Origin of the sequence: Methanolobus sediminis (genome assembly GCF_031312595.1) — an archaeon.
GTDB classification, from domain to species: Archaea; Halobacteriota; Methanosarcinia; order Methanosarcinales; family Methanosarcinaceae; genus Methanolobus; species Methanolobus sediminis.
In genome coordinates this window covers 605,493-630,170 of the sequence record NZ_CP133592.1, presented here as the reverse complement: position 1 = coordinate 630,170, position 24,678 = coordinate 605,493, and the positions used below count along the sequence as shown (strand labels likewise).

At 40.5% G+C, this 24,678-nt stretch carries 23 protein-coding genes; 6 read left to right on the top strand and 17 right to left on the bottom strand.

The window, feature by feature from the left end:
• The 3 genes from RE474_RS02845 to minD form a co-directional block, all read right to left on the bottom strand.
• On the bottom strand, nt 1-924 hold the full coding sequence (locus tag RE474_RS02845) for a type II secretion system F family protein (RefSeq protein WP_309311481.1): 924 nt from the start codon (nt 922-924) through the stop codon (nt 1-3).
• Nucleotides 917-3,103, bottom strand: coding sequence for a type II/IV secretion system ATPase subunit (locus RE474_RS02840; RefSeq protein WP_309311480.1), 2,187 nt, complete (start codon nt 3,101-3,103; stop codon nt 917-919). Before RE474_RS02840 ends, RE474_RS02845 begins: the two co-directional genes overlap by 8 nt.
• Before the next feature lie 83 nt (nt 3,104-3,186).
• A complete protein-coding gene (gene minD / locus RE474_RS02835) occupies nt 3,187-3,978 on the bottom strand; it encodes a cell division ATPase MinD (protein ID WP_309311479.1) in 792 nt (263 codons plus the stop codon).
• Nucleotides 3,979-4,159: 181 nt separating this feature from the next.
• On the opposite strand from minD, the gene RE474_RS02830 reads away from it, so the two are divergent.
• The gene (locus RE474_RS02830) at nt 4,160-4,681 is read left to right on the top strand and encodes a DUF367 family protein (protein ID WP_309311478.1); all 522 of its coding nucleotides are present in this window, start codon (nt 4,160-4,162) and stop codon (nt 4,679-4,681) included.
• A 90-nt stretch (nt 4,682-4,771) separates the two neighbouring features.
• On the opposite strand, the gene RE474_RS02825 is transcribed toward RE474_RS02830, so the two are convergent.
• From RE474_RS02825 to RE474_RS02805, 5 genes are all read right to left on the bottom strand, one after another.
• Nucleotides 4,772-5,389 (bottom strand): uracil phosphoribosyltransferase, encoded by a 618-nt coding sequence (locus tag RE474_RS02825; protein ID WP_309311477.1) that lies wholly within the window; start codon nt 5,387-5,389, stop codon nt 4,772-4,774.
• A complete protein-coding gene (locus RE474_RS02820) occupies nt 5,386-6,585 on the bottom strand; it encodes an AAA family ATPase (protein WP_309311476.1) in 1,200 nt (399 codons plus the stop codon). The genes RE474_RS02825 and RE474_RS02820 overlap by 4 nt, the downstream gene beginning before the upstream one ends.
• Nucleotides 6,586-6,601: 16 nt before the next feature.
• On the bottom strand, nt 6,602-7,669 hold the full coding sequence (locus tag RE474_RS02815) for a radical SAM/SPASM domain-containing protein (protein WP_309311474.1): 1,068 nt from the start codon (nt 7,667-7,669) through the stop codon (nt 6,602-6,604).
• Nucleotides 7,659-8,657, bottom strand: coding sequence for an ankyrin repeat domain-containing protein (locus RE474_RS02810; protein WP_309312192.1), 999 nt, complete (start codon nt 8,655-8,657; stop codon nt 7,659-7,661). The genes RE474_RS02815 and RE474_RS02810 overlap by 11 nt, the downstream gene beginning before the upstream one ends.
• A 323-nt stretch (nt 8,658-8,980) precedes the next feature.
• Nucleotides 8,981-9,754 (bottom strand): exodeoxyribonuclease III, encoded by a 774-nt coding sequence (locus RE474_RS02805; protein WP_309311473.1) that lies wholly within the window; start codon nt 9,752-9,754, stop codon nt 8,981-8,983.
• 241 nt (nt 9,755-9,995) lie between these two features.
• Here RE474_RS02805 and RE474_RS02800 point away from each other — a divergent pair, with 241 nt between their 5' ends.
• The 5 genes from RE474_RS02800 to RE474_RS02780 all read left to right on the top strand — a co-directional run bounded on the left by RE474_RS02800 (nt 9,996) and on the right by RE474_RS02780 (nt 15,426).
• A complete protein-coding gene (locus RE474_RS02800; RefSeq protein ID WP_309311472.1) occupies nt 9,996-10,391 on the top strand; it encodes a Fur family transcriptional regulator in 396 nt (131 codons plus the stop codon).
• A 23-nt stretch (nt 10,392-10,414) separates the two neighbouring features.
• Nucleotides 10,415-11,068: a peroxiredoxin gene (locus RE474_RS02795; RefSeq protein ID WP_309312191.1), complete on the top strand. Its 654-nt coding sequence runs from the start codon at nt 10,415-10,417 to the stop codon at nt 11,066-11,068.
• 37 nt (nt 11,069-11,105) lie between these two features.
• The gene (locus RE474_RS02790; RefSeq protein ID WP_309311471.1) at nt 11,106-11,603 is read left to right on the top strand and encodes a ferritin-like domain-containing protein; all 498 of its coding nucleotides are present in this window, start codon (nt 11,106-11,108) and stop codon (nt 11,601-11,603) included.
• 325 nt (nt 11,604-11,928) lie between these two features.
• Entirely contained in the window at nt 11,929-14,172 is a 2,244-nt protein-coding gene (locus tag RE474_RS02785) for a DNA topoisomerase I (RefSeq protein ID WP_309311470.1), read from the top strand.
• 15 nt (nt 14,173-14,187) lie between these two features.
• Complete coding sequence (locus RE474_RS02780; protein WP_309311469.1) at nt 14,188-15,426, top strand: MBL fold metallo-hydrolase; 1,239 nt, start codon at nt 14,188-14,190, stop codon at nt 15,424-15,426.
• 45 nt (nt 15,427-15,471) lie between these two features.
• Here the strand turns inward: RE474_RS02780 and RE474_RS02775 are convergent, their stop codons facing one another.
• The 9 genes from RE474_RS02775 to RE474_RS02735 all read right to left on the bottom strand — a co-directional run bounded on the left by RE474_RS02775 (nt 15,472) and on the right by RE474_RS02735 (nt 24,632).
• Entirely contained in the window at nt 15,472-16,113 is a 642-nt protein-coding gene (locus RE474_RS02775) for a tetratricopeptide repeat protein (protein WP_309311468.1), read from the bottom strand.
• A 217-nt stretch (nt 16,114-16,330) separates the two neighbouring features.
• Complete coding sequence (locus RE474_RS02770; RefSeq protein ID WP_309311467.1) at nt 16,331-16,864, bottom strand: hypothetical protein; 534 nt, start codon at nt 16,862-16,864, stop codon at nt 16,331-16,333.
• A 59-nt stretch (nt 16,865-16,923) separates the two neighbouring features.
• On the bottom strand, nt 16,924-17,523 hold the full coding sequence (locus RE474_RS02765; RefSeq protein ID WP_309311466.1) for a molybdenum cofactor guanylyltransferase: 600 nt from the start codon (nt 17,521-17,523) through the stop codon (nt 16,924-16,926).
• The gene (locus tag RE474_RS02760) at nt 17,520-19,499 is read right to left on the bottom strand and encodes a DUF460 domain-containing protein (RefSeq protein ID WP_309311465.1); all 1,980 of its coding nucleotides are present in this window, start codon (nt 19,497-19,499) and stop codon (nt 17,520-17,522) included. The genes RE474_RS02765 and RE474_RS02760 overlap by 4 nt, the downstream gene beginning before the upstream one ends.
• 57 nt (nt 19,500-19,556) lie before the next feature.
• Nucleotides 19,557-20,444, bottom strand: a complete 888-nt coding sequence (locus tag RE474_RS02755; RefSeq protein WP_309311464.1) for a serine/threonine-protein kinase RIO2 — start codon at nt 20,442-20,444, stop codon at nt 19,557-19,559.
• Nucleotides 20,445-20,495: 51 nt separating this feature from the next.
• A complete protein-coding gene (gene larC, locus RE474_RS02750; protein ID WP_309311463.1) occupies nt 20,496-21,683 on the bottom strand; it encodes a nickel pincer cofactor biosynthesis protein LarC in 1,188 nt (395 codons plus the stop codon).
• A 65-nt stretch (nt 21,684-21,748) separates the two neighbouring features.
• Nucleotides 21,749-22,534 (bottom strand): nickel pincer cofactor biosynthesis protein LarB, encoded by a 786-nt coding sequence (gene larB, locus RE474_RS02745; protein ID WP_309311462.1) that lies wholly within the window; start codon nt 22,532-22,534, stop codon nt 21,749-21,751.
• Nucleotides 22,535-22,619: 85 nt separating this feature from the next.
• Nucleotides 22,620-23,273, bottom strand: coding sequence for a flavodoxin family protein (locus RE474_RS02740; RefSeq protein ID WP_309311461.1), 654 nt, complete (start codon nt 23,271-23,273; stop codon nt 22,620-22,622).
• A gap of 159 nt (nt 23,274-23,432) precedes the next feature.
• A complete protein-coding gene (locus tag RE474_RS02735) occupies nt 23,433-24,632 on the bottom strand; it encodes an aldo/keto reductase (RefSeq protein ID WP_309311460.1) in 1,200 nt (399 codons plus the stop codon).
• Between the last annotated feature and the right edge of the window lie 46 nt (nt 24,633-24,678).

The following is a 24,678-nucleotide window of genomic DNA, read 5'->3' as shown; positions in this document are numbered from 1 at the left end:
TTAGGCCTCCGGAGTCATCATACTGATAAGAATGACATACATAATACTGCCAATAGGGATAAGGGCATAGATTATGATGTACAGGAAAATCATTTGTGCGCTTCCCATGATAGACATAATAGAAATCACAACCACAAGGAAAAGCGGACCGGCAACAAAAGCCGTTACATATGTTTCTCCCAGAAGGCCAAGAGTTTCCAGGAATTCCTTCTGGTTCTGACGGTTCTCCATAATATACTGTTCAGTCTTGATCTCGAAGTACGGTTCAAGTTGTCCACCAGAGGCTACCACCGTGATAGCACCCTGCATGAAATCCTGCAATGCTGTTGATGGTGTTGTCACAGAAAGATTCTTCATAGCAGTCACAAGATCCTTACCCAGGATTTCAAGGTCACGTACAAGATATCTGCATTCGACTGCCATTTCCCCATAGATGTCATTGTTTGCAAGTGATCTGAAAAGATCTACCGGAAGAACTCCTGCACCTGACATAGCTGACATATAGTTTACAGCATACGGGAGCATTGTATCGATTCTTCTTTTCCTGTCGCCTGCCATTATGGCCGGGTACACAAGGAATAGCTTATAAACGATCGCAAACACCACAACTGTAAACATTATTGCGAAAAACACACCTAGCACAATGGACTTATATTGGAGATATGGTGTCATCCATACAGGAATCATAATTCTGGTTGGTTGTACATCGGGAACACCAAATATCACAAAAAGGAAAGAAATACCAAGTAAAGCTACCAGTGCGGACAGGAGAGAACTTAGGAGTGCAGCGGACATGTACACATCAAAAGCCAAGTCTAACCTGTTCTTCAGGAGATTATGACGCAGGCCGAAAAATTCAACCCTTTTTTTCTCATAGTATTTTCCAAAAAGATTGTAAGCAAAGATAAAATACGGATTAGCCATGCAATTCCTGCCTTACGAGTTTCATTATCATTTCCGGTTCACGGTTATATCCTATGACGATCTTCGCAAAGTCCTTGAAATGAGTGATTTTCTTTTCCCGCGTCCATTCAAGTATGTCCTGCCGACGCTTAAGCTCGTCACGAACCTTCTCTTCAGCCCATCCGCGGCTTTCCATAACACTCTCAATAATATAAGAACGTCCGGAATACTGGAACATGTCGCGTGCAGCGTCCCATACGAAGACATCATTTGTAAGTAATTCACCGGTCCTTGGGTCTACACCAACTATCTCTGTAAGACTCTTGCATCTTCTGACACGCTCATCACCAACCTTTACCTGCACCTGGATTGCCACAAGATCAAGTGCCTGTATCATAATCCTTGGAACATTGATAGGTGGATTTTCCAGTCTGTGTACGACCGACTGTACAGAATCGGCATGCATTGTTGAGAATGTAGTGTGTCCTGTAGACATTGCCTGGAACAGTACATAGGCTTCAGCACCTCGTACCTCACCCACAAGGATGTATTCTGGTCTTTGTCTGAGAGATGCCCTGAGGAGTTCGTACATTTCGATAGAACCTTTGTCGTCTCCGGTAAATGCCTGTCTGGTAACACCAGGGATCCAGTTTGGATGTGAAAGGTTCAGTTCCCTTGTATCCTCAATGGAAACTATTTTCATTTCCGGCAGGATGAAAAGCGAGACTGCATTCATAGCAGTAGTTTTACCGGATGCGGTCCCTCCTGCAAACACCAAGCTCTTATTCGATTCTACAGCCAGCCACATATAGGCCATCATGGCTGTTGAGAATGTGTGATACTCTATAAGGTTGGCAGGAGTGATCGGATTATCCTTGAATCTCCTGATGGTAAAAGTAGTTCCACGGGTTGTGATCTCACGTCCAAGGGTCATCTGGATACGTGAACCGTCAGGCATCGTAGCATCAAGTAGTGGCCTTGCAATGGATATGTGTCTGCCACATATCTGTGCTATCCGTATGGCAAAAGAATCCAGAATATTATCGGAAGGGAACACAATGTCAGTTGGAATTGAGTTGTATTCTTTATGATAAATATACACCGGAGTGTTAGGTCCGTCACAGGAAATATCTTCCAGGTTTGGATCTCTCATGAGGACATCGATCTCTCCGTACCCGACATAGTCACGGACAATGTGGTACATTATTCTTTCACGTTTTCTTGGAGAGATATCTATCTTGAATTCCTGCAGATATTTACCAACATTATCTCTCAGGAATTCCTCTGCATTCTTACGGGATATTTCCTTAAGATTTACATCCAGTGTCTCAATGAATTTAAGTTTGATAGTTTCAAGCAGCTCCCGCTCTTTTTCAGTTAGCACAGATTCGATCACTTGATACTGATATTCATGTGCTTCCGGATCATATGCAATTCTTACATATGCATAGAGTGGATTTACTTCATACAGTTCGACTTCTTTGTAAGGGCTACCCTCAGGTATTGTAAGGTCTACTATTGGTCCGTGCTCCACAACATTATACGGTTCCAGTTCGATCTTCGTTGATGGTAATAGTTTGTTGATGCGGTCAAGGATAGACTCGCCTTTTTCCTCTTCTACAAACAGTTCTTCTTCGATGGGTTCTTCTTTATATATCTCCAAAATAGTGTCTTTCCAGAACGAATCCCTATCTACTTCTATATTATCTTGGAATGAGGGGATGTTAACGTCATCAATCTTGCTTTTCAGATCAGCGATATTTACTGGCTCTGCATCGGGAAGAATAAGGTCTGCAAGTTCACTTATCACATCATCCTCGTCTACAGCCAGAGATTCAGTCTCATCTTCCTGTACATCATCTGCAACAATTTCATGGCCGGATAACCCTGATAGGCTTGTTTTTCTGTAAATTGTTTCCTCTTCAATGGGAATCTCTTCAGTTTCAGCATCATCCGTTTCGTCGGTTATGCTGTCTTCCTGGATTACATCTTCTACGGGTCCTTCTATGGGACTGTCATCCAATAAGATGTCATTTTGTGTATTCTCTAAAGAGGATTCGGGTTTAGCATTAGATTCTTTGATTCCCTCTAGAATCTCTTCATTTTCAGATGTTTCAATTTCTGTTTGAAGATATGTATCGATATCATCTGCATTCTCTGTTGTTGCTGTCCGGTCATCAGGATTATTGTTTATACTCACAATTACCACCCCCGGTAATGACGGTCATCCCTTTCATTTTTTGATTGATAGTTTCCGGCATTTTATTCATTTTCACACCCGGACTATTTCTTATTTTTAGCAAGAGAGAACTTTCTTGCTTTCTTTTTCTTTTCCGGTACTTTACTAAGCATTTCTTCTGAAGCTTTGATGCCTGCAATTTCAGCACCCAAACGGTTGAAGTTCACACTTACCTGAGAAACCGGATATTTAATGAGCACTGGAGCTTTGAATGCCAACGAGTTCTTCACGTGTCTATCTTCAGGCAAGCTTGCCAATATCTTGAGTCCAAGAGTGCTTTCTATTTTTTCCCCACTGATCTCGTTAGGGGTGACGCCGGTCCTGTTTAGTATCACTCCTCTGAACTGCTTGCCCATATTGTCAGAAATAGCTTTGATCTTCATTGCACCGGCAAGTGATATTAGATCTGGATTTACAAGCTGGATTATTTCATCTGCCATGGATATTGCCAGTAGTGAATTCTTATTGATCCCGGTAGCCGAATCAAGTATAATGTAGTCATACGTTTCTTTGACACTTTCCACGATGTCCCCTATGATATCTACATTCGCATTAACAAAACTCTGAAGTGAGATACTTCCTGGAATAATATGCATATTGTTAGGTCCATCATATATAGCATCTTTAAGTTCTGCGCTGCCCGCAAGCACTTCATGAATAGTCGCTTTTGACGTTTCAAGCCCTAACATCAGCCCAATAGTGGGCATTCCTATATCAGCATCGATAACCAGAGTTCTTTTTGCGAACCCTGCCAGAGCGGCACCAAGATTTATAGCAGCAGTGCTTGTGCCTGCACCACCCTTCCCAGAAACGATTGTGAAAATTATTGCTGTCATAAAATGCCTCGATTGATGATCGAAATTTATGTACCATTCAAATGTCGATCAATCCGCTTAGTGTAAATATTGTATATTTATCACTAAATATGACTCAAAAATATAAATACATATCTATATTATTTCTGTGTTAAATTATTCACAGAACAATAATTTATAGCATCATGACGCTTTTTCCCACATGATACAAGCTGATGAAAAAGACATTAAACTCTTCCTTTATCACGCAAAACAGTGTGACCCAAAAAAGTGTACTGGCAAAAAAATGGCAAAATTCGGACTTGTGAATCTTTCAGAGAAGATCGAAAGAATTCCATCCCGTTCTATTTTGCTGGACCCGATGGCTGAAAAAGCTCTTTCACCTGAGGATAGCACCAAAAAAGGTATTACTGTTCTGGATTGCTCATGGGAGGAAGTTGAAAGAGTGTTCCCGAAGCTCCTTAAAATGAGGCTGGAACACCGTGCGTTGCCCTATCTTGTAGCTGCAAACCCCGTGAATTTCGGAAGGCCGTTCAAACTGACTTCAGTGGAAGCATTTGCCGCTGCACTTTACATCCTTGGGAACAAGCAGCAGGCAGAGAAAATAATGTCCAAGTTCAACTGGGGACACACTTTCCTGGAACTAAATCATGAACCACTTGAGGAGTATTCTCAGGCTAAGGACAGTAAAGATGTTTTGAGGATACAGAGTGAATATATGTGAAATAAGTTAATTGGGGTTTGGTGCAGGTTTATGAGGTGAAAAATACTTAATACCGCATTCTTCATTGACACCAAACTGCATTACATTTATTTAACTATTTGACACCTGATCTGGAATGTGACCAAAAAGCCGGTTACCTGTGTCGGTTTTACCATGACCTACATAGAAGTTATCTGATATTCGGCAAGTTATAAAATTAACATTTGAGTTCTGTACAAGATCTGATTCCGCAAAACCAGAATACATTACTTGGCAAACTACAGTCAAACTCTTGTAAGATGGAAGTTCCTCAAGTACATTGGATATTGATTTTCCTGTGTTTATTACTGAATCAACAATAACAATGTTTGTCATTGAAAGGTTATATTTTGAACAGATTTTAAGTACATCATCTTTATTGGAAATGAATTCAAGCCTAGAGTGTGAATCAAGGATTTCTCGAAATCCCTCTGCGACATAAAGTCCTGATCTCATCATTACTAAAATTAAAGTGAACTCTTTAGATGAAACACTAATGCCCCTTTTTCTACCTTGCACGTGATTTATTTCTACTTGTTCAAGGTCTAAAGTATTTACAAATTCATAGCTAAGTAATTGCCCCAATTTACGATGCATTCCTTCAAGAAGTACCGGAGTTAGGTCCGCACGTCGGGACTGTGTAGAGATAATTTTTACTGCGGCACTGCTACTTTCTAGGTTTGTGATCATTCACTCACCTCATAAGTATCATTCTGCAACAAGTATATATATGATAAATTATCATGCTTTGATAAATACTCATTAAGCATAGATCGCTTTTTTTTTCCCATTACTAAAAATGCTTGTTGTGCATTTTTCAACATTCCTGCATCTACCATCGAATCTCCGTAAGCAGATACTTCTGCACCCTGTTCGACTAATGTTTGAACTAACAATTCTTTTTCTTCGTTGCTGACGATAAAGTCACTTCTTAATAGATTATTTCCACCGACGATTGTTACTTCTAATTCATATTTATGGGCTATTAGTTCCCATATTTCAGGAAACCCTGAAGTAATCCATATGAGTTGCCTATCATACTCCTGATTTCTTAAAATGTCAAACATGTCTGGATTCAGTGTAATTGTCTTGGAAGCATGGTCTATAAAATTCTGCATTATTTCAAAAGGGACTTGGGAATAGTACTGTGCGATTTCAAAGAACGACTTAAAGCAGTAATCTCCATTTTTTTCAAAAATAGAACGGATTTTCTTTTTATTCATATATTCTGAGTCAGATAGATAATCGAGACTATCACCTGAAAACAGAGTGCCATCACAATCAAATATTGAATATTTTTTATTGCTGTCTGGTTTTAGTTCTTCGCATAACTTGATGATTCTATATTTTGATAATATTTCATAAAACTCAATTAGTCTATTATCGATTTCATGCGATGTGATCAAGGAAAATGGTATATTTTTTAACCTACATTTTTCTTCGAGTTTTTCACATTCTAAATTCTGCCATTGTTCTAATTTTGAAACTGGATGATTAATACGAACTCTATTACTATCATTTATGCATTGTTCTTTTATTTCTGATGCTGAATCTTTGATGCAGAATATGTGATCATAGACTTTTCCATCAGCTTCTGTCCATGCTATTTCATATTCTCCATCTGTCTTGAGAAATGAATAATGACCCGTAACAATTGTATGATATGAAGAATCCCGGTGTCTGGACTCAATTTCTCTAATCACAATTTCTCTATATTTGTATTTGTCTGTATCACTCATCTTTTTAAATGCAGAAATTCCTCCTGGAATGATTTCTTCCATTAAAACAGATCCATCAATCATTCTAAATAAATCTGTATATTTTTCAATTAACTTACAAAGAGATGTTTTCCCACATCCGGATATTCCATACAGTCCTATAATCATAAGTTCCCCTCTACTGTTATTTATTTGAAAAATTAGCGATGAATTCTTTTCGGCTATCGCACCTATAGCTCTCATTGAAGTAGTCAAAAATACAATCTCGAATACAGTAATTATGTACTTTACACGAAGAGCAGTCCGTTCTTTGTGGTATTTTATTTAGCATATTTTTGCTAATACTTTCTATTTCATCTGAAATCGTTCCAAGTAGCCAATAATCATCACCAAACATTCTTCCACATGGATAAACATCTGTACCCATGTAAATCAAAAAGTTCGTACCTGCTCCACAACTACCACCAAACATTGTACAAACTCTATCAGGTACGCCTGCAATGTTTCTGCTATATGCTTCAAGATTGCCAATTTCAATATTCTTGATGTTATGTTTCTCTAAATAATCATCAACTTTCTCTAAAAATATATAGAACTCATTATATGATATCGAGTCTACTTCAGCAGGAACATCAACCATACGGTCAAATATGACTTTCGTGAAGCTGTGCTCTATTACAAAATCAAAGAATAATCCTAGATTCTCCTCTAATTTTTTGGATAGAGTAGAATTAATAGCTACATCAAATCCGGTATCTTGTAGAATTGAAATACCTTTCATTGTAATCTCAAAGGTTCCTTTTCCATCACGTAAAATTCTGTTTGAATCATGAATTTCTTTAGGACCATCAAGTGAGACACTTGGAGTTATTTTTAGTAATTTCATTTCGTTAGCAATTTCCCGGGTTACTAGCGAGGCATTCGTGACTATATAAAATGAAATATTATCTTGTTCTGGGTGATTTTCCCAAAATGTTGCGACAGCTGCAGAAATTTCTTTCCAATTTATTAATGGCTCACCACTACCTACAAAATTGACTTTTATTATCTTTGAAATTTTGTTATTTCTATGATAATCAAAACATCGTTCAAGTATAGAATATATTTCTGCTTCATTAAGGCATGATTTAGAAAGAGTATTCCCATCCCTGTTAAAAAAATAGCAATATTTGCATGCATAGTTACATTGCATGTTAACTGATATGCAAATTCTTTCAATCTGGTTACTCAAACATCCAGCTTTATTGGTCATTGTGATTGTATTCCTTTATTATTTTCTCAATTTCTGAATGACCATTTTCTTGAGCATGATCTAATGCTGATTTGCTATTTCGATCACGTATTAACAGGTCAAGACCTGGGTGTTTTGCAAGATAATAAGCAATTTTTGTCTGCCCTTTGATAGCAGCTTTCATCATAGGGGTAAATCCGTTTCCATCCACTTGGTTTATGCTTATTTTCAAATTCTTGTTTTCAATTAGATATTCTACGATATCATAACGTCCATCCCAAACAGCAATAAGCAACGCACTATTTCCTTTATTCTTTCCAATGGAGAGAAGATGTGGATTAGCTCCTTTTTCAATGAGATATCGTAATCCTTTTAGCCAACCTCTCTGAGAAGCATGCATAAAAGGCGGCATTGGGAATTTCCCCTTATCGTATTTATCTAAGTCACAACTTTGTAATGATGACCAATATTTTACTTTTTCAAAATCCCTTTTTCTGACAAAATGAATAAGTGGTGTAAGGTTATCCTCGCCAATAAAATTAGGATTTATTTTGTGGCTTGTATGATAATCGGTAGCAGTTTTCAGCTTTCCTTCTTGTACCATCTTAAAAAAAGTAATATCATTTTCATTAGGAACATCTGTTAAATCAAGCATTTCTTTTTGGAATGCAGCTAAGCTAATACAGCGTATATTTTTATTCCTGGCAAGAACATGTACTCCTTCATCATCTGAGACAATCGAAATTTGATCTATTTTGTATGCTAAAACTTCGTTTACTATTTTTTGATCATTACTCGATTTACTATTAGAATTGGATTTTTCAAGAATTTTGATTCGATAATGATTAATGTGTTTTATCGAAAGTTGTGAGTTTTCTTGATGTTCAGGGAAACGTTTTCGATAGTCAAGTTCATCAAAAACCGTAGGTGAGATTACAACACTGTCTGAGTAATCTCTTAGCAATGCTGGGTTTTTCAAAAGAACATTTGTGTCAAATAAATACTTCATTTCAATCAACCAGAAAGTAATTTAGTTTTTCAGAAATTAGTGTATTGTTGTATTCTGTTTGTACACAGGATAACTAAATAACGAATCTATTAGGCTTATTTAGATGCATACACTATATTCTAATAGTATATAAAAATAAAGTAATATTATTTACAATTTTTTTAAAAAATTGTGTGGTTTTAGACAATACTCGCATTAGGTTTTAGTAAGGGGGAACATCTTGGAGTTATTTTCGATAATAATCGTTTTTGTAAAATTCCATTTATTGATGATGGTTTTACTAGTTGCCTTACAGAGCTAGAATGTAGAATGTTTATAGCTATTCAGAACTCAACATCAATGCCAATCGGACAATGATCAGAACCCATTACATCAGGTAGTATGAATGCATCTTTGATGTTATCTTTCGCATTATCACTTGCAAAGAAGTAATCGATTCTCCAGCCTACGTTTCTTTCTCTGGCTTTAGTCCTCATGCTCCACCAGGTATAGTTCTCAGGTTCTTCGTTGAACATTCTGAAAGTATCCACATACCCATTGTCAAGCAGCTTATCTATCCAGGCGCGTTCTTCAGGCAGGAAACCTGAGACCGTTTCGTTTTCTTTTGGACGGGCAAGGTCGATTTCCCTGTGCGCAGTGTTAACGTCGCCGCAGACGATTATCTTTTTACCTCTTGACTTTAGAGTGTTGGCATATTCAAGGAATGCATCATAGAATTCCATTTTGTATGCAAGTCTTTCATCAGATGCTTTGCCGTTAGGGAAGTATATATTAAAGAGTACAAAATCTCCGAAGTCTGCGATCTGCGTGCGCCCTTCACTATCGAACTTTTCAATTCCAAAACCGCATTTTATGTCAACAGGTTCTTTTTTGGTGTAAAGTGCAACGCCGCTGTAGCCTTTTTTCTCAGCAGAGGCAAAGTAATTGTAATAACCATCTATTTCAAGAAGGTCTGCCGGGAGTTGTTCCCTGCTGGCTTTTGTTTCCTGGATACAGAGTATATCAGTTTTCTCTTCATTGAACCAGTCAAGAAAACCTTTTTTATGAGCTGCCCTGATGCCATTTACATTCCATGATATAATTCTGATCCTGCTCATTCTTTGTCTCCTCAAGTTACGAACAGTACTTGAGAGCTTATATGTTAAGTACCTTGCTTAACAGCCTGTCTTTTTTGCACCTGAGATCTGAAACACCATTTCGAAATCTATGTATATTATGTACGATATGTTTTTTCAAAAATATTAGTTGAGAACAAAACTTAAATAATAATAATTCTTATTTAGAAAATGTTCTTACATGAAACCCATTCAAATACATACCCGGAAGGTGAGGACAAGTATGAAAAAAACAGACATCAAATATACAAACCAGCGGATTGAGATCCTGGATTTCCTCAAGGAATTTGATGGTCATCCTACTGTAGATGATGTCTTTGAGGGAGTAAGACAAAAACTGACCCGTATCAGTAAAGCTACGGTGTACAACAATCTGAGGTTTTTGTCCGAAAAAGGCCTGATCAAGGAAGTGAACGTAAAGGGTGTTTCGAGATTCGAATCCAACATGATACCCCATCACCACACAATGTGCCTTGAGTGCGGAGAAATGAAAGACTATGAGTCAGAAGAGCTTTGCGAATATGCCATGAAGATTGCAGCAGAAATCGATGACTTTAAAATAGAATCAGCAGATACCAATTTTTACGGAATTTGTAAGAAATGTATGGAGAAGGAGTAATAATGGAAGAAGAAATAGTAACGATGCCGCTTATCGGCGACGATGCACCTACATTCAAAGCAGAGACTACAGCCGGAGAAATTAATTTCCCTAAAGATTACAAGGGGAAGTGGGTAATTCTCTTCAGTCATCCTGCAGACTTTACACCTGTATGTACAACTGAGTTCATGACCTTCTCAACAATGCAGGATGAGTTCAAGGCATTAAACACAGAACTTATCGGACTGTCCATTGACAGTGTCTATGCTCACATTGCATGGCTGCGCACCATCAAAGAGAAGATTGTATACAAAGGCATGAAGGATGTTGAAGTCACATTCCCGGTCATTGCCGATCTTAAGATGGAAGTTGCAAAGAAATTCGGTATGGTACAGCCAAACGCCTCCACAACACAGGCTGTCAGAGCAGTTTTCATCATGGATCCAAAGGCAATCATCAGAGCCATCCTCTACTATCCACTATCCAATGGTAGGAATATGGATGAAATTAAGAGACTGCTTATTGCAATGCAGAAGTCCGATGCAGAGCACATCGCAACCCCGGCAAACTGGCAGCCAGGCGATGACGTAATTATCCCACCTCCAGGCTCATGCGGCACTGCAAAGGAAAGGGTCGAGAGCAAGGAAGAAGGAAAGTACTGCCTCGACTGGTTCATGTGCCTGAAGAAACAGTCTTAAATAGTGACTAAAAGATACAATCCATAGGTGATCTGTCATGGGAACAAAAGGCGTGGAAATATTAGGCTTAGATGTTAATGAATTGATAGACTTATTGAACAAAGCGCTTGCAGATGAATGGTATGCGTACTACCAGTACTGGGTTGGTGCAAAGGTCATCAAGGGCCCGATGAGAGAAGCTGCTGTTGCAGAGCTCATTCAGCATGCTACTGATGAACTTCGCCATGCTGACATGGTGGCGACCAGGATCATACAGCTTGGAGGCACACCAGTGCTTTCCCCGGACGACTGGAAGAAGTTCAGCAACTGTGGATACGAGTCTCCTGAGGACCCTTTCGTCAAGAAGATCCTTGAACAGAATATCAAAGGAGAACAGTGCGCTATCCAGGTCTACAATTCAATTCTTGGCAAGGTCAAAGACAAGGATCCGGTTACATATGAGATCGTGTTACAGATCCTTACCGATGAGATCGAGCATGAGGATGACCTGCAGGCCATCATGGAAGATATCGAACTTATGCAGAGAATGGATTAACCTTCTCTAATTGGTGAAAGGAGTGGACATTTCCTGTCTCTTTAAACGGGACAGGAAATGTATTATCATACTTTTCTTATTTCTACTGTGCACGTGCACACATATTTTTTTTTATTGAACAGCTTTGCTTGATGTTGTTTTTTTCAACACGGTGTGTTATTTTGTTTTCAATGTGTTTGCGATAGATATATTTAGAAGAATGTTTGTTAGATTTATCATTAAATAACACTGTAAAAATAAAGATTTTCTATCGAAAGTCCCGGATCAAATAAACGTTCAAACGTTTTGAATACTATCACACAATTCCAAGATTCACGGAGATAACATGCATCTCATCATAGCAGAAAAGCACATTGCAGCAAAAAGAATAGCCGCAATTCTGGCATCAGAAAAAATAAAACAGGTTCGTGTAAGTGGGGTAGACACTTACGAATACGAATCCGAAGAAGGAAAAAAGGTATTCATAGGTCTTAGCGGTCATATTGTAAAACTGGATTTCCCTAAAGCATATAACAACTGGCAGAAGGTAGAGGCAAATGAACTTGTTGGAGCAGAGATAATCACAGCTTCAACTCAGGTAAAGATCGTATCAGCACTTAAAAAGCTTGGAAAGGAAGCTACAAAAGTCACCATTGCAACTGACTATGACAGGGAAGGAGAACTCATTGGAGCTGAAGCTCTTGATATCATCAAGCAGGTAAATCCGGATATTGTTTTTGATCGTGTACATTACAGTGCCATTACTCCCAAAGCGATCGATGCTGCGTTTTCTAATCCTACAAACGTGGATTTCAATCTTGCAGATGCCGGTCATTCCCGCCAGGTCATTGATCTTGTATGGGGTGCATCGCTCACTCGTTATATCTCACTTGCAGCCGGACGTTTAGGAAAGATGTTCCTGTCAGTTGGCAGGGTCCAGTCCCCAACACTTGCGCTTATCGTTGAACGTGAAAAGGAAAGGGAAGCATTTGTCCCCAGGCCATATTGGGAACTTTCAGCCATGCTTAAGAGCAAAAGCGGTGAAGAGTTCAAGGTTGAACACCGTACAAAGAGGTTCTGGGAAAAGGCAGATGTCGATGCTGCAATGGAAAAGATCTCCATTGGTGACAATGCCACAGTGACAGAACTGACAACTTCCGAAAAGATAGACAAACCACCAACGCCTTTTAACACTACTGAATTTATCAGCGCAGCGAGTTCAATTGGCTTTACCGCAGCTAATGCCATGAGGATCGCTGAGACACTTTACACTAACGGTTTTATCTCATATCCAAGGACAGACAACACAGTTTATCCTGACACTATTGACCTGAGGGCACAGATAGAGATATTCAAGACAGGGGCATTCAAACAATATGCTCTCAAGTTACTTGAGAAGAAAGAACTTGTTCCTACAAAGGGTAAGAAAGAAACAACAGACCACCCACCAATATTCCCTGCATCCCTTGCCAAGAAATCCGAGATGAACGAGCAGGAATGGAAGCTTTACGAAATGGTTGTCAGGCGTTTCTTTGCAACTTTTGCCGACCCTGCAAAATGGGAGACCATCAAGTCGAAATATGATATCAATGGCGAGGAGTTCAAGGCAAACGGTGCAAGGCTTGTGGAACCCGGATGGAGATGGTACTATCATTACAACGCACCGGAGGACAGGCTGCTTCCAAAAATGGAAGAAGGGGATGTTCATTCCGTAATCAAGGCAGATGTTGAGGCAAAGGAAACACAACCACCAGGAAGATACGGTCAGGGCAGGCTCATCAAGATTATGGAAGAGCTGGGACTTGGTACAAAGGCCACGCGTCACGATATTATCAGTAAGCTTTACTCAAGGGCTTATGTACATGGAAACCCGCTGCAACCTACAAAAACTGCTGTTGCAGTTGTGGATACGCTTGAGAAGTTCGCACCTACTATATCCAAACCTGATATGACAAGTAAACTTGAAGCTGATATGGACAGGATAGCTGAAGGCGGAATACCGGAGGATGAAGTCCTGAATGAATCCAGGGAAATGCTGGAGCTTGTTTTTGATGAGCTTGGAAAGAACAAGGATGACATCAGTGAGTCACTCCGCGCTGGTTTGCGTGAGGACAAGATAATTGGTGTTTGTTCTGAATGCGGTTCAAATCTAATGGTAATGAGATCAAAACGAGGAGGGCGCTTCATAGGTTGTGAAGGCTATCCGGATTGTACGTTCTCACTACCGCTTCCAAAGATGGGACAGGTTGTTGTCACAGACAAATTATGTGAGGAACATGGCCTGTATCACATACGTATCATTAATGCTGGAAAGAGGCCATGGAACCTTGGCTGCCCGCAATGTAATTTCATTGAGTGGCAAAAGACACAGGAAGAAGAGAAACTAAAGCAGAAAGAAGAATCTTCTGATAAGGAAAAGCCAAAGACCCTGAATGACATATCAGGTATTGGTAAGGTCACCGCGGAAAAACTTGCAGATGCTGGAATCTGCAGTGTTGATGATCTGTGTGAAGCTGATGCACTGGAACTTGCAAAAGTTACAAGTATACCTGTAAAGAAAATAAAAGTATGGCAATCTGATATTGCCTGAAAGGAGACAGGTTAAATGGAACTGGAATTCAAGGGTGCATGTAGAGAGGTCGGAAGATCGGCAGTTTTGGTTGATGAAAAAATAATGATGGATTACGGAGTATCTCCGGGAGAGGAGGTTAAGTATCCTTTAAACGGATCACGGCCGCAGGCTGTTCTTTTATCACATGCACATATTGACCATTCCGGTGCAATTCCCAATCTTATGGACCTTGATCCCGATGTTTTCATGACACCACCTACTTTTGATCTTTCAAATATGCTGGCACAGGACACCCTGAGAATAGCTGAAAGAGAAGGTGAAATGCCTGCTTTTGATTCCATTGATCTTACCAGATTTGCACACCGAACCAGGCAGATAGATACTGGTGTCCCGTTTCACACACATGGATATGATGTTGAGTTCTTTGACGCCGGGCACATACCAGGTGCCGCTTCGATATTCCTGAAAGACAAAGAAGGGAAAAGTCTGTACTATACAGGTGACATCAATACTTCTGATACCAGACTTGTTTCCGGTGCAGTGGAGTTCCCGAATACTGATGTTCTTATTACTGAAAGCACCTATTTCGGTGATGACCACCCGCCACGCAGGGAAGTTGAAAGCCAGTTCATAGATTCTGTAATGGACACACTGGATATAGGCGGAACTGTTATTGTGCCTGCATTTGCAATCGGAAGGACACAGGAAATACTGATGCTTCTGGATGCTCATGGAATCAGAGCTTACGTTGATGGCATGGGGGTTCATGCATACAAGGTAATGTCAAAACATATGGATTATATCAGGAATCCAACACATCTTAAGAAAGCATTTGATAATGCAACAGAAGTTTCCGGAAGAAAAAGAGATTCAGTTCATCTTGAATCTTCTGTCATTGTTACAACAGCTGGCATGCTGAATGGCGGTCCTGTATTATATTATCTCAATAAGAAGTACAAAGACCCCAAATCAAAGATCATACTTACTGGTTATCAGGTAGAAGGCACCAATGGTAGAATGGCTCTGGATACTGGTATTATTGAGAATGACGGGTTTATCCAACACTTGAAACCTAAGATCGAGCAATATGATTTCTCTGCTCATTCCGGCGATAAAGAGCTTAAGGAAATGGTAAAAGATTTCTGTGACAGGGGAACTGAGCATGTGTTTACCATGCATGGTGACAACTGTGAAGGATTTGCAGACTGGATTACTGAAGAGATCGGCGTGAAAGCTTATGCTCCTGAACTGGGAGAACGTTTCACTGTATGATCCATAGATCCAGTATTTGAAAAATAGGCATGAATTAATTACTTTTTACAGGCATGAGGAATCAGGGTAACTGATCTCCTCGTTGATCTGTTTTGCTTTTGACATTGCAGCTTTCAGATTCTCTATTGCGTCAATATGTTCGGGATCTATCTTAAGAACCCTGTTGAAACAGTCAACAGCGTCTTCGTATTTTCCAAGACCAAAATAAGCAAGACCTTTTTTATTCCACACAACTGCAAACTTGTTGTCAAGCTCTATTTCCTTGTGAACCTTACTGTAGCATTCAATGGCTTCGTTGTGCATTCCCATTATGCTAAGAATATCACCCTTGTTTACCCAGGCATTTTCATTTGATGGGTCAAGCCTTAGTATGCGGTTATAACATTTAATCGCAGCTTCATGGTTACCGATGTTTAAATGAATGATTCCCATGTTGCACCAGACATCAACATCATTTTTGTTAAGACGAACAGAGTTCATGAAGCATTCAAGGGCTTCTTCATCACGTCCAAGAAAAGAAAGCGCTATACCTTTATTGTTCCAGACCAGCGCAAGCGCTTCATTACTCCATAGTTCCTGATCCAGATTCTCATATTCAAGGATAAGTGAAAAATATTCTATTTTTTCTTCCGGATCGTCTGCATCAAATGCTAATTTGAACCATTCTTCCGGCTTATCAGAATCCATTCAACCAACCAACTCCAGAGCTAATTATTATAAATTACCTATCACATTTACGGCAATCTATGTCCCTTTTTACTTTTCCTTAATGTACATAACATATTAATTAACTTATCGAAATTATTCGGACACGGTGGCTGTATATATTAACAAAATTGTAAAAATAATAATTTAATATGATAACGAAGTATAAACAGTAATTAGTTTGTTCTCTGCAGAGATTTTATGGGCAACCAGCCGGAGCTTTGCGAATATCATCAATGTGCATTAGTTTGTTGGCGTCGATTCCCACAAGGCACATGCCTTTTTTGTCCATTGCCCATACATCACATTTCTCTTTGATATCATCCGGTATTTTTTCACTGGGCAGATCTTTTGGACCAATACTGCATTCCTGAAGACCTGGATATTCATCAGGATTCAGCTCCATAATAGTGATTACCTTTTTCAGTTCAGATAGTAGAACTTCAATATCTTCATGGTCCCAATTGCGTATCCTGTCACAGATCAAAGGAATTAATATTTTTGCAACACCTGCATTGGCAAGTATTTTGTTGGAAAGGCATAAGGATGCGTTATCGTACTTTACATTCTCATTCGGTCCCCTGAAGCAGAAAATTCCTTCTCCTACAAGTTTCTCAAGGTCCAGTTGAACTTCCGAAAAATTAATGGCATCTTCTACTGTTCTGACATCTAAATCATATTCAGCGGCAATTTTCCAGATTGCTTTTTCAATAATAATTCCATTATCTATCATTCAGACACATCCTGCCGGAACATAATATAAATGACTTTCAGAGCTATTATTGGTGATCATCATTCCAGTTTCAGCATATCTTCCGGTGTATTAACGTTAACAAAACTTTTAAAGTCTCTGTCTATAGTCCGTACAACTTCGGAATCAAGAAAAATTACATCACTTAGCAGTGACACGGGAGACAAAATACTTCTGCTACCCTCTCCAAGAGCATTCTCTATTGCTTCAAGCATGACATCTCTTTTGTACACTGCATGCAAAGGCTCTTTTGTGCCGTATTCACTTATCGGTATGAGTGCATCATGCTCACCGACCATGTCGAACATCATATCAATTAGCGTTCTGTTAAGATACGGCATGTCACATGCAACAGTAAAAACATAGTCTCCACTTGCTCTTTCAAAACCAGAGAGCATTCCGGCAAGAGGACCTGAATTTCTTATCCTGTCAGTAACGATTTTCCTTTCCTGAAGATAAGATGAGAATTCCTGAACCTGCTGCTCATCCCGCAGGGAAACGATCACTTCATCTGACACATCATCAAGAACAGAAAGTGAACGTTCCAGCAGAGTGCTATCTTCAAGCATCATCAGGGCTTTTTCCCTGCCATTCATCCGGGTGCCAAGTCCGCCGGCAAGTAGAAGTGATGAACGGATCATACAAGACCTCTTCTGCGTTCACTCCTGTATTCATCAAGAATAGACTGGAATTGTTCGTGCTCTTTTTCATGGCGGCGCTTTTCAGCTCCTTCCTCCCATGTTTCAATAGCATCTTCAAGGATATCAGGGTCAACTGAAGCCAAGTCTCCCACGCGATGTATCTGAATATCTTTCAAAACCGGAATTTCCTTATCATAAAATGATTCAAGCGCAGCATGGGGCATATCTTCAGTTATCAGCACAGCTTTCACTTTTGATTCGGCAAGTAGCGATGCTGTGATTGGCCCGCCACCACTTGGGTCTTTGAGGAAGACGACATCGTTCTCTTTGATTCCATAGAGTTCTTTTGTATGCTGTATCGCTTCTCTTGTGAAAGCATATATGACTTTAACAGGAAGACCTTCGCCCTTTACTTCCTTTTTACGTATCTGCTTCAGGCGCTTGTTCTGCCTGCGCTGGTTTTTCAGGTTCTTGCGGGTTTTTGCAAGCTCTTTATTGAGACGATCTATCTCAGTGTCCCTTATCTGTATCTCCCTTTCTTTCTTAACTTGCGTATAAATAGAATTCCTTATCTTGTTGATACGCATCTCAAGTTTCTCTATGGTCTTATCCTTCTGCCCGGATTCATACTTGATTTCAGAAACATATTCTTTGAGCTGCTTTATCTGGGAATTCTTCTGCCTGATTTCCTCACGCAGTTTCTTTACAAGTTCATCAGTGTCTGTAAGTTCTTCTTTTACCGGTTCGGGTTCAGGCTTAACGCGAACCTGTATCTTTGATTCAGAAGCTACTTTCTCAATGGCTTCCTCTATTGAATCTCCGTTTATGACATGGAATTTGATGCTATCCATATTGAGGTATTTAGGTGCTCTTTTCTCAACCCTGGAAAACACATTCTTGTAAGATTTATAGGTTGCAATTGCTGCTGTAAGTGAATCACGTTCGTGGTCGTTGGAATATCCGAATGACCTCGCAAGAGCGATCTTGTCCTCTGCCCTTATTTCTCCGCCCGGACTCCATGCAACTGCATTGAAACTGCGGCGAATCTTTTCGACGGCTGAAGGGGTTGGATAAACATCTGTAGCAACAACAGCTGGTTTACCGTATTCAGCTATCTTCCTGACAACTTCATCATGGGAAATACCGCGAATACTTTCCGAAAGCAAGAGTTCCCCATCAAGTGACAGGATTGCAATTCCCACGGTAGTTCCGGGGTCAATACCAACAATAGTGTACTTTCTTCCGGCTTTTTTCAGGGATATGTATTGTATCTTGTCCCTTTCCACACTTTTAACGGTAACCTGTACATCAGCATTAGTCGATGGTTTTATCGGAACTCTTTCACGTCTTGCTTTAACCGTAAATTCAGCCCTTACATATCCTCCAAAGCCTTCGGTAAAACGTTCGTCATAACCGTATCCGGTATCCCGGGAGAATTTGCGCAGGATGTTCTCAATTTCCCTGCTTTTTTCCTTGACTGCACCATGAACCTTTCTCCTATAGCGGTTCTGGCTCCAGCCACCTCTTCCAAGGGAACGGGCACGACTGACCTTGATGCGGGTAATATCTTCAAAAAGGGAAACTTCTTCTCCCACGCCAAGACTTGCGAGTATTGCACAGGTTTCAGCTTCCTGTATGGGGTCAAACTGGTTAAGGGAAAGTCCGTGTTCCTGTGCAAGCCGGAGTAGTGGTTTCTGGTGTATCCCGCCTGTGACCTGTACAAGTCTGGTGTTATCAGGGAGCTTTTCAAGTAAATGAATAAGTGCTTTTTTGTTTGGTGCAAGCTCAAAAATATTGTCTACTGCAATGTAATCCGGCCTGTCCATATTCAGCATCCGCAGTATCCTGTGAAGCCTGACCATGGTATAATGGCTGATTTCCCCGTCCCTGAGTACGGCAACGGCATATTTGGGAACTTCCTGAGCACGGGATGAACCTTTTGCTATGTCAATACCGTAAATTACCCCGTTTTGCATACAGTTTATTTTATGTTGTTACTAAGATATATGAATGACCACAGGCGATTTTCAGTTTCAGCTATTCATTATTTCTGATACCGTTTCTTTCGGGTCTTTGTCTATCTTGTATTTGCGTTTGAAGTGTTTCAGGACGTTAGTTACATCTCTTTCAAGTAGTTCTTCAGCATGTGGATGACTGACTTCAACGTACTGTGGCCAGTCAATGAACTGAACTCCGTTCTCGTTCACAAAGATGTTGTACTCGCTGAGGTCTGAATGAATGTAACCTTTTTCATAGACCAGAGCCACCTGCCTGAGTATCTCATTAAGGAACCACTCAGGGTCTTCCAGTTTTGTTTTATAGAGGAGTGTCCCTTTTGCCACATCCATGACAAGCGCATGACGGTTGTTGTCCAGTAGCTTTGGAACGGATACATCGGGATAGAGTTTTTTTATGATCTCAGCTTCCCTCTTTGCTGCCAGCCTGGCTGCATATATCCATGAAAAATGCTCCTTGCCTTCAAGGTGTGATCTTGTTCTTTTGACGCTCTTAAAACTGGTTCTTCCTTCCCTGTGGAACTTGAGAATAACACCCTGAGCTTCGCCAAAGGATAGTTCAGGTTCTTTCACAGCTTCATGAACTACGGACTCTTTCCCAACGCCTATTTCATCACCAATGGCACTAATTGTCCCTCTTTTGACAAGTGTGTTAAGAGCAAGTGTATCGTAGCCGTCAAAGTATATCTGGTAACCTTCATATGGATTATTGGTTCCGATCACCATGTTGTCTTTGATGAGTGATTTTATCTTGAACTCAAGTGTGGAATAAGGCAAACGGGTGTATTTCATTATCTCTTCAACAGGCACCCACTCGAAATGCTTCATGCCGATCTCGATACCTGCAAGTATACGCAGGTCTTTGCTGTCCATTTCCTTGAATAACTTCACAACGTCGTCTATCATCTGAATTCCTAATTGCCGGGATGGTTTAGATTGTTTGTGGTTAGATTGGACTTATAATCCAAACTTCCCCCACGCTTCTTCCTCAACCCTGCGAATCACTTCTTTAAGCGGCAGTCCCACCTTATCAGCGATCTTCCGGCAGTCTTCATACTCAGCAGAAATGTGCAGGATTTCTCCGGTCTTATCCTGTGCTATCTTCACTGCACTGGTAAATTCCTCTCCTTTAAGCCGGATGCTTACTTCATCCATCCTGCGGTCAGCAACAAAACGATGTACTGTTGGAATAACACGGATACCCAGTGTACCGGTCTCTTTCATTATCTCCCTGGCAACACGTTCACTGTTCTGGGATTTTGTGATAACCTTGATAATATGGCCTGACCTGCCTTTTTTCATGATCGTTGGTGTGATGGCAACATCTCTGGCACCTGCTGCTAGAAGTTTGTCGAACAGGTTTCCAAGAACTTCACCGGTAACATCATCAACATTAGTTTCCAGAACTTCTATCTGGTCTTTAGTGAGGATATCATGCATTTCAACCAGCACACTTCTCAGGACATTCGGGTCTTCGGTATCAGCATCGCCTGCACCGTATCCTATTGAAAGAACCTTTCCTTTTGGCAGGTTATCAATGGGCTTTGCAAAATAAGATAGTAAAGCGGCACCGGTTGGTGTGAGAAGTTCTCTTTTACCGGAACCATAAGATGAGAGATTTCCTGAACGCAGGATTTCCAGTGTTGCAGGTGCCGGAACGGCCATAAGCCCGTGTGCAGCTTTTACCTTTCCGCCGCCAACGTTGACAGGTGTGCAGAATATCGCTTCAGCGTCAATCTCATGGATTGCTGCACAGGAGCCGATTACATCTGCCAGAGCATCGTTCTGTCCGACTTCATGAAAATGAATTGTTTCAAGAGATTCTCCGTGTACCTTTGATTCAGCTTCAGCCATAATAGCAAAAACATCGAGTGCACTCTTTTCCACCTGCGGATGAAGTCCTGCTGACTTGATAATATCCACAAGCTCGTGATAATGTCTGGAATGTTCCTCATGTGCTACATGGATCTTAACATCGGTGGCAGATATGCCTCTTTTGTTAGCTCTGCTGACAGACACTTTCACATCAACAGCAGACTCGATGATTTCGCATATCTTTGCAGCATCTGCTCCAAGGTCTATGAGGCTTCCAAGTATCATGTCACCGGCTGCACCTGAGAACGGATCTAATATAAGGGACTTCATGTTATCATTCCCGGATTATATGTTTGAAGTTGTATGTTTTAAATTATAAACGTTAAACAAAAATGTCACTTTTTATCATTACTTTGCCTTGCTTCAGCAACCCTGTTTGCAATTCTTGCAGCGAAGGAACCTGCCACAAATCCTGCATCTATGTTGACAACTGAAAGTACGGAACATGACTGCAACATGGAAAGTAGTGCAGCCTCGCCCTTTGCACCGGCTCCATAACCTGTGGAAACCGGCAGTCCGATCACAGGTACATCCATAAGACCTGAAACCACTGTTGGCAGTGTACCTTCTCTTCCTGCTGCCACGACAATTGAATCGGGTTTCTTTTCCTTAAGGATCTGCATTTCAGATACCAGCCTGTGGAATCCTGCAACACCTACATCATAGATAGCAACTGTATCACATCCCATTTCGTGAGCAACCATTCTTGCTTCTTCGGCTGCATCAATATCAGCTGTACCGGCTGTTATTATCGCAACGACCCCTCCGGTTCTTGGAACAGGTGTACCGTTGTGGACTACAACACCTTTTAAATGAAGGTCCCATTCAAGTTCATCAGAATTGAACATGGCCTGGATCATTTCCCTGTGACCATCATTGAGCCTTGTGATGAGAACTCTTCCACTTGCAGCAACCTGTGCTTTTGCAATTTTCACAACATCTGCAGGATCCTTGCCTTCTGCAAGGATAGCTTCCATTATGCCAGTACGATGCTTGCGGAAAGTATCGATCTTGGCAATGTCTGTGACCGGGACATAACCCATTGAACGGATATCGGATTCTGCAGTTTCAATATCAAGTTCATTATTTTTCAGCTTATCTAATATAGTTTTAAGATCCATTTATTTCACTTCTGCATTGGATACATAATATAATTAACTGAATCTGGAGATTCTGATTTCCGCATTATTTGTTGTCTATGGTTTTTTATTCCGATGCTTTTTCAGCGAATCGGACTCCCATCTCAAAAGCTTTAGCACAATCCTTTGGGAACTCTTCTTCCCGTCTCCTGGCTTTTTCTTCAGCATTGAAAGCACTTGAAACATATTTGGAGTAATCATCGAACTGATATGTGTCGAATGCGCATAGTGATTCCGTATATCCGAAAAACCTCTGTAGCTGCATTTCCATGTTCCTGAAAATAGAAGAATCATAACCCAGCATTTTCATCTGCTGCTCGTTAACATTCATGGTGTACATAAAAGCAGTAGCTGTCTTTTTCTGACAGTTCACAGAGTAGTTCTCATCATATACAAGGTACTGGAAAAATAATCTTTCCAGGAAAGACCTCATCTCTCCTGTCACATCACCGAAGTAAATAGGGGAACCAAAAATAAGAACATCAGCTTCTTCTATTTTCTCAAGGACATTTTTCAGGTCATCTTTCATAGTACAAATACCATCTTGGAAGCCTATTCTCTTGCAGGCAAAGCAACTTATACATCCTTTATAATCCAGATCGTATAGGTGGATGAGTTCTGTTTCTGCACCCCTGGATCCAGCTCCTTTAAGCGCATGCTCAAGAAGTGTTGCAGTGTTCCAGTTCTTTCTAGGGCTTCCGTTTATTGCTATTACCTTCATATGACCATCTCTTTTTAATCTTTAATGGGTTCTTTCAGTTAATAGAGTTATTAGTGTTCCAGTTTGTTTTTTAATTCAGCTCTTTTGGGAACAGCAGAATAAGTTTTTCTTGCAACTCCTTCTGCCAAGTTAATCATTTGACTCATCTCTTTTTTAGAATTATACCTGCTTGAACATCTCCCTTGCCATGGTGGCTCTCTGCTCAAGATCAGAACCTTCCAATTCTTCTACAACCGATCCGAGAACTGTTGGTATGTCAATGTGCTGTGGACATTTCTCAAGACATTGTCCACACTGGACACACAGGGAGGCAAACTCTTCTCCACCTGTACCAACAGCACCGCCCACACGTGCAGCATACATGAACCTTACTGTGTCTGGATCGTCCTCAAGGTAAAGGTTGTTGTACATCTCAAAACAAAGTGGAATATTCACACCTGCCGGACATGGCATGCAGTACTGGCAACCGGTACATTCTACCTTCATCAATTCACGGTACTTATTTTCCACTCTCTTCACAAGTTGCATTTCTCCTTCAGTGAGTGAATCTGGATGTGCTTCTCCTGCAATCCTGAGATTCTCTTCAACATGAGCTTCCTCGCTCATACCTGAAAGGACCACCGTAACTTCCGGATGGTTCCAAACCCAACGCAGAGCCCATTCTGCTGGTGTTCTTTTAATAGGTGCCTCGTTCCATATTTCTTCCACCGCCTGAGGTATAGTTTTTGTAAGGCTTCCTCCGCGAAGAGGCTCCATTATGATAACTCCAAGATCTTTTGAGGCTGCATATTCCAGACCGGTTTTTCCTGCCTGGTTCTTTTCATCCAGATAGTTATACTGTATCTGGCAGAAATCCCAGTTGTAAGCATCTACTATGCGGTTGAAATCTTCTGATGCTCCGTGGAAAGAAAAACCTGCATTGATAATGCGACCATCAGCTTTGGCTTTGTCAAGGAAATCAGCTACACCTAATTTATCAACATTGTTCCACAGGTCGCCAACAAGAGCGTGTATGAGGTAATAGTCTATATGGTCGGTGTTCAACTTCTCAAGCTGAGCGTTCAGATAGTAATCCATATCCTCACGTTTCTCTATAAGCCATGATGGAAGTTTTGTTGCTATCTTTACTTTTTCACGGTATCCATCTGCAAGAGCACGACCAAGGAAAGGCTCGCTTGCTCCCATGTGATATGGCCAGGCTGTATCAACATAGTTCACTCCCTGATCGATTGCATCACGTACCTGCATGGTAGCTCTTTCTTCATCAATACTACCGTCTTCTTTTGATGCGAGACGCATGCATCCGAATCCGAGAATAGAAAGTTCGTCTCCATTCTTTGGCATTTTTCTGTATAACATTTTAGTTCTCCTGTATTTTGAATTGTTAATTTTTAGTCACTAAGAT

Excerpts from the sequence above, each read along its gene's own strand:
- RE474_RS02845 (WP_309311481.1), bottom strand. The coding sequence starts at position 924 with ATGGCTAATCCGTATTTTATCTTTGCTTACAATCTTTTTGGAAAATAC.
- minD (WP_309311479.1), bottom strand. The coding sequence starts at position 3,978 with ATGACAGCAATAATTTTCACAATCGTTTCTGGGAAGGGTGGTGCAGGC.
- RE474_RS02830 (WP_309311478.1), top strand. The coding sequence starts at position 4,160 with ATGATACAAGCTGATGAAAAAGACATTAAACTCTTCCTTTATCACGCA.
- RE474_RS02825 (WP_309311477.1), bottom strand. The coding sequence starts at position 5,389 with ATGATCACAAACCTAGAAAGTAGCAGTGCCGCAGTAAAAATTATCTCT.
- RE474_RS02820 (WP_309311476.1), bottom strand. The coding sequence starts at position 6,585 with ATGATTATAGGACTGTATGGAATATCCGGATGTGGGAAAACATCTCTT.
- RE474_RS02815 (WP_309311474.1), bottom strand. The coding sequence starts at position 7,669 with ATGACCAATAAAGCTGGATGTTTGAGTAACCAGATTGAAAGAATTTGC.
- RE474_RS02810 (WP_309312192.1), bottom strand. The coding sequence starts at position 8,657 with ATGAAGTATTTATTTGACACAAATGTTCTTTTGAAAAACCCAGCATTG.
- RE474_RS02805 (WP_309311473.1), bottom strand. The coding sequence starts at position 9,754 with ATGAGCAGGATCAGAATTATATCATGGAATGTAAATGGCATCAGGGCA.
- RE474_RS02800 (WP_309311472.1), top strand. The coding sequence starts at position 9,996 with ATGAAAAAAACAGACATCAAATATACAAACCAGCGGATTGAGATCCTG.
- RE474_RS02795 (WP_309312191.1), top strand. The coding sequence starts at position 10,415 with ATGCCGCTTATCGGCGACGATGCACCTACATTCAAAGCAGAGACTACA.
- RE474_RS02790 (WP_309311471.1), top strand. The coding sequence starts at position 11,106 with ATGGGAACAAAAGGCGTGGAAATATTAGGCTTAGATGTTAATGAATTG.
- RE474_RS02785 (WP_309311470.1), top strand. The coding sequence starts at position 11,929 with ATGCATCTCATCATAGCAGAAAAGCACATTGCAGCAAAAAGAATAGCC.
- RE474_RS02780 (WP_309311469.1), top strand. The coding sequence starts at position 14,188 with ATGGAACTGGAATTCAAGGGTGCATGTAGAGAGGTCGGAAGATCGGCA.
- RE474_RS02775 (WP_309311468.1), bottom strand. The coding sequence starts at position 16,113 with ATGGATTCTGATAAGCCGGAAGAATGGTTCAAATTAGCATTTGATGCA.
- RE474_RS02770 (WP_309311467.1), bottom strand. The coding sequence starts at position 16,864 with ATGATAGATAATGGAATTATTATTGAAAAAGCAATCTGGAAAATTGCC.
- RE474_RS02765 (WP_309311466.1), bottom strand. The coding sequence starts at position 17,523 with ATGATCCGTTCATCACTTCTACTTGCCGGCGGACTTGGCACCCGGATG.
- RE474_RS02760 (WP_309311465.1), bottom strand. The coding sequence starts at position 19,499 with ATGCAAAACGGGGTAATTTACGGTATTGACATAGCAAAAGGTTCATCC.
- RE474_RS02755 (WP_309311464.1), bottom strand. The coding sequence starts at position 20,444 with ATGATAGACGACGTTGTGAAGTTATTCAAGGAAATGGACAGCAAAGAC.
- larC (WP_309311463.1), bottom strand. The coding sequence starts at position 21,683 with ATGAAGTCCCTTATATTAGATCCGTTCTCAGGTGCAGCCGGTGACATG.
- larB (WP_309311462.1), bottom strand. The coding sequence starts at position 22,534 with ATGGATCTTAAAACTATATTAGATAAGCTGAAAAATAATGAACTTGAT.
- RE474_RS02740 (WP_309311461.1), bottom strand. The coding sequence starts at position 23,273 with ATGAAGGTAATAGCAATAAACGGAAGCCCTAGAAAGAACTGGAACACT.
- RE474_RS02735 (WP_309311460.1), bottom strand. The coding sequence starts at position 24,632 with ATGTTATACAGAAAAATGCCAAAGAATGGAGACGAACTTTCTATTCTC.